We start from the raw sequence: 3448 nt of genomic DNA, 5'->3' as shown, positions 1-3448 counted from the left end.
CTTCGCTGCTGATGCCCCACCGGTCGAGAACCTGTGCGTACGTGCCGTTCTCGATGACGTGGTTGATCGCCTCGTTGATCGCCTGGATCAGGCCGTTGTCCTTCTTCGTCAGTACCGCGATCTCACCCTGCAGGTCGAGACCGGCTCCCGAGAACGTGCCGGCCACCTCGGTCTCACCGGACTGCAGTGCGTGGAAGGCAGACGTCGGATTCGGGCCGACGTACGCGTCGATGCGGCCGGAACCGAGCGCGAGGTAGTAGTCGACGGCGTTCTGGTAGTACAGGATCTCGGCAGGTTCGAGTCCGGCAGCGACGTTCTGTTCGTTCCACTCGACGAGCAGCGCCTCCTGGTTGGTTCCGGAGCCGACGCCGATCGTCAGGCCGGCGATGTCCTCGGGTCCGTCGAAGGTGATGCCGCTGTCCTTGCCGACCTCGACGGCAAGGCTGTCGAGGCGGTAGGTGGCGAAGTCGTACTTCTCCTTGCGTTCCTCGGTGACGGTGACGTTGGAGATGAACACGTCGGCCTCACCCGCGTCCACGCGGACGAAGTTCTGGGCCCAGTCCGCGGCGGTGAGTTCGATGTCGAGGTCGAGAACATCTCCGATGAGATGGGCGAAGTCGGTCTCGGATCCGATGATCGTGGTGTCGTCGTCGGCGTAGAAGCGTAACGGCGGCACCGTACCGGCGTTGCCGGTGACGACGAGCGTGCCGCGGTCGCGGATCTCCTGGGGAACCTTCGCGGCGATCTCCTCCACCGGGTCGGTGGTGATGCGGTTCTGGTCCGCGGTGAGGTTGTAGCCGGCCGCTGTGGCGTCGGTGTCGGTACCGGCCTCTGCGTCGGAACTGCAGGCCGCGGCGCCCAGGAGAGCGACGGCGGTCAGGGCCGAGGTCAGCAGGCGGACCCGGCGGGAGGAAGCGAACATCGTTACCTTCTCGAGTGCTGTGGTGGGGGATCAGAGAACGCGCGACAGGAACGACGCGGTGCGTTCCTGTTGCGGGTTGTCGAGGACTTCGTGGGGTGGTCCCTGTTCGACGATGACGCCGCTGTCCATGAAGACGACGGTGTCGGCGACCTCACGGGCGAAACCGATTTCGTGCGTGACGATCACGAGGGTCGCGCCGTCGCCGGCGAGGTCGCGGATGACGGCGAGAACCTCGCCGACGAGCTCGGGGTCGAGCGCCGAGGTCGGCTCGTCGAAGAGGATCACGGCAGGTCGCAGCGCCAGGGCACGCGCGATCGCGACGCGCTGCTGCTGACCGCCGGACAATTGTTTCGGATAGTCATGCAACTTGTCGCCCACGCCGACACGGTCGAGCAGGGCGCGCGCCTCCGCCTCGACCTCCGCGCGATCGCGTCCCTGCGCCGAGACCGGTGCCTCGACGACGTTCTCGAGGGCGGTCAGGTGTGGGAACAGGTTGAAGTTCTGGAAGACGAAGCCGAGGCGGGAACGCTGACGGAGGATGTCGTGGGCGCGCAACTCGTGCAGCTTGTTTCCGCGACGCTTGTAGCCGATCAGCTCGCCGTCGATGCGAACGGTCCCCCGGTCGACCTTCTCGAGGTGGTTGAGGGTGCGCAGGAGGGTGGACTTCCCGGATCCGGACGGCCCGAGGATCACGGTGACCGTGCCCTTGCGTAGCTGCAGGTCAACGCCTTTCAGCACCTCGAGTGCGCCGAAGGACTTACGGACTCCGCGCACGTCGACGACGTAGTCGATGTCGTCCCGGGTGGCGGTCACTTCGTCGCTCCTCGGGGTGCGCCGATTCCACTGTCGCGGATCTCGCGGTACTTCGCGACCACGCGCTGCCACGGGGTGAGCGGCAGGGCACGTGCCGAACCGCGGGCGTAGTGCCGTTCGACGTAGTACTGCCCGATCGACAGGATCGTGGTGAGGATGATGTACCAGACGGTCGCGACCATGAGCATCGGCACGACGCGTCCGGTGCGGCCGAAGATCACCTGTACCTGGTAGAAGAGCTCGGCGATGGCCATGGTGGAGACGATCGAGGTGCCCTTGAAGAGACTGATCACCTCGTTCGCGGCGTTCGGGAGAATCGCCCGCATGGCCTGCGGGAGCACGATCTTCACGAACTGCCGGCGACGCGGAATGCCCAGCGCGTTCGCGGCTTCGATCTGACCGTGGTCGACGGAGATGATGCCGGCGCGGATGATCTCGGCGGAGTAGGCCGCCTGGTGGAGCGCCAGACCGATGACTGCGGCGGTGAAGCCCGAGATCACCCCGGCGACACCGAACTCGACGAACGCGGGACCGAAGGGGATGCCGATCGACAGCGTCTTGTACAGGTACGCGATGTTGAACCAGAACAGGAGTTGGACGATGAGCGGGATCGATCGGAACGCCCAGATGTAGGTCCACGAGACCACCTGTAGAACAGGATTGTTCGACAGTCTTCCGCTCGCAAGGAGCACACCGAGCGCGAAGCCGAGGACGGTGCCCCACAGCGTCAGTTCGATCGTCATCCACAGTGAGGACAGCACGGACGACGCGGTGAAGTACTGGGCGAAGGTCGCCCAGTCCCAGCCCGGGTTGGTGGCCAGGCCGTGCACGAACTGCGCGACGAGGATCAGCACGGCGACGCTGATCACCCAGCGCCAGGGATGCCGTTTCGGGGCGACGACCAGATTCTCGTCGTGGGCATTGTCGACCGGTGCGTCGGGGATGCGGAGATCGGTGGACGCGCTCACGGCGACGTCCTGGGAGCGGGAGCCATCGGCAAGGGCCTTTCGGGAATGCTGGGATGCAGGAAAGCGGGGTGCAGACGTGGGTCCCGATCCGTCCCCCCTTCGGACGGGCCGGGACTCACGCGGCGAAGAACGACGGGAAGTTCGTCGGACGGTCTACGTCAGCGACAACACCGGGCGAAGTACCGCCACGACACCGGTGGGCCGTGCCACGGCACAGATCGATGTGCCGGCGGCACCACGAAGCGCGCTCGGTCCATCGGGTCATGCTCGTTCCTCCATGGGGTCCCGGCGGTAGCACCCGCTCCCGCACATGGGGGTGCTGCGACGTCTCGGAGCCAGGTCTCGGTCGCTCTGGATGGTCGCGGCTCAAGCTACGGAGTGCGGCGCGTCGCGGACAGGCTTTCTCTCACCGTGACGGAAATCCGTTCCTCGTCGAGACCGGCGTTGTTGTCGACATGGAGCCCCGGCATCGACAACGATGTCGGCTTCGACGAGACGTAGACTCGCCTCGGTGACCCCGCTCGAACTCTTCCTCGTCGCCCTTGCCGGTCTCGGAGCCGGAGCGATCAACTCTCTCGTCGGCTCCGGCACCCTCATCACGTTCCCGACGCTCGTCGCGTTCGGTGTGCCGCCGGTGACCGCGACGATGTCCAACGCGATCGGCCTGGTCGCCGGGGCGTATCGGGCACCTGGGGTTATCGGCGCGAGCTGCGTGGGCAGTGGGAGCGGTTGCGATGGCAGATCC

Annotated in this window: 3 protein-coding genes and 1 pseudogene; 1 reads left to right on the top strand and 3 read right to left on the bottom strand. The window is 66.0% G+C overall.

Going from position 1 to position 3448, the window contains the following annotated elements; genetic code table 11:
- From R1101_RS0118985 to R1101_RS0118975, 3 genes are all read right to left on the bottom strand, one after another.
- Positions 1-922, bottom strand: a 922-nt coding sequence (locus R1101_RS0118985; RefSeq protein WP_016934915.1) for an ABC transporter substrate-binding protein, incomplete at its 3' end; no start/stop codon positions are given.
- Positions 923-952: 30 nt separating this feature from the next.
- Entirely contained in the window at positions 953-1735 is a 783-nt protein-coding gene (locus R1101_RS0118980; RefSeq protein ID WP_016934914.1) for an amino acid ABC transporter ATP-binding protein, read from the bottom strand.
- Positions 1732-2703, bottom strand: a complete 972-nt coding sequence (locus R1101_RS0118975) for an ABC transporter permease subunit (protein ID WP_016934913.1) — start codon at positions 2701-2703, stop codon at positions 1732-1734. Before R1101_RS0118975 ends, R1101_RS0118980 begins: the two co-directional genes overlap by 4 nt.
- Positions 2704-3181: 478 nt before the next feature.
- Between R1101_RS0118975 and R1101_RS27540 the strand changes: the two are divergent.
- Positions 3182-3448: pseudogene (locus tag R1101_RS27540) on the top strand (TSUP family transporter); the annotation flags it as partial.

Source organism: Rhodococcus sp. R1101 (genome assembly GCF_000278445.1).
GTDB lineage: Bacteria > Actinomycetota > Actinomycetes > Mycobacteriales > Mycobacteriaceae > Rhodococcus > Rhodococcus gordoniae.
This window is presented reverse-complemented; position numbering and strand designations above follow the sequence as displayed.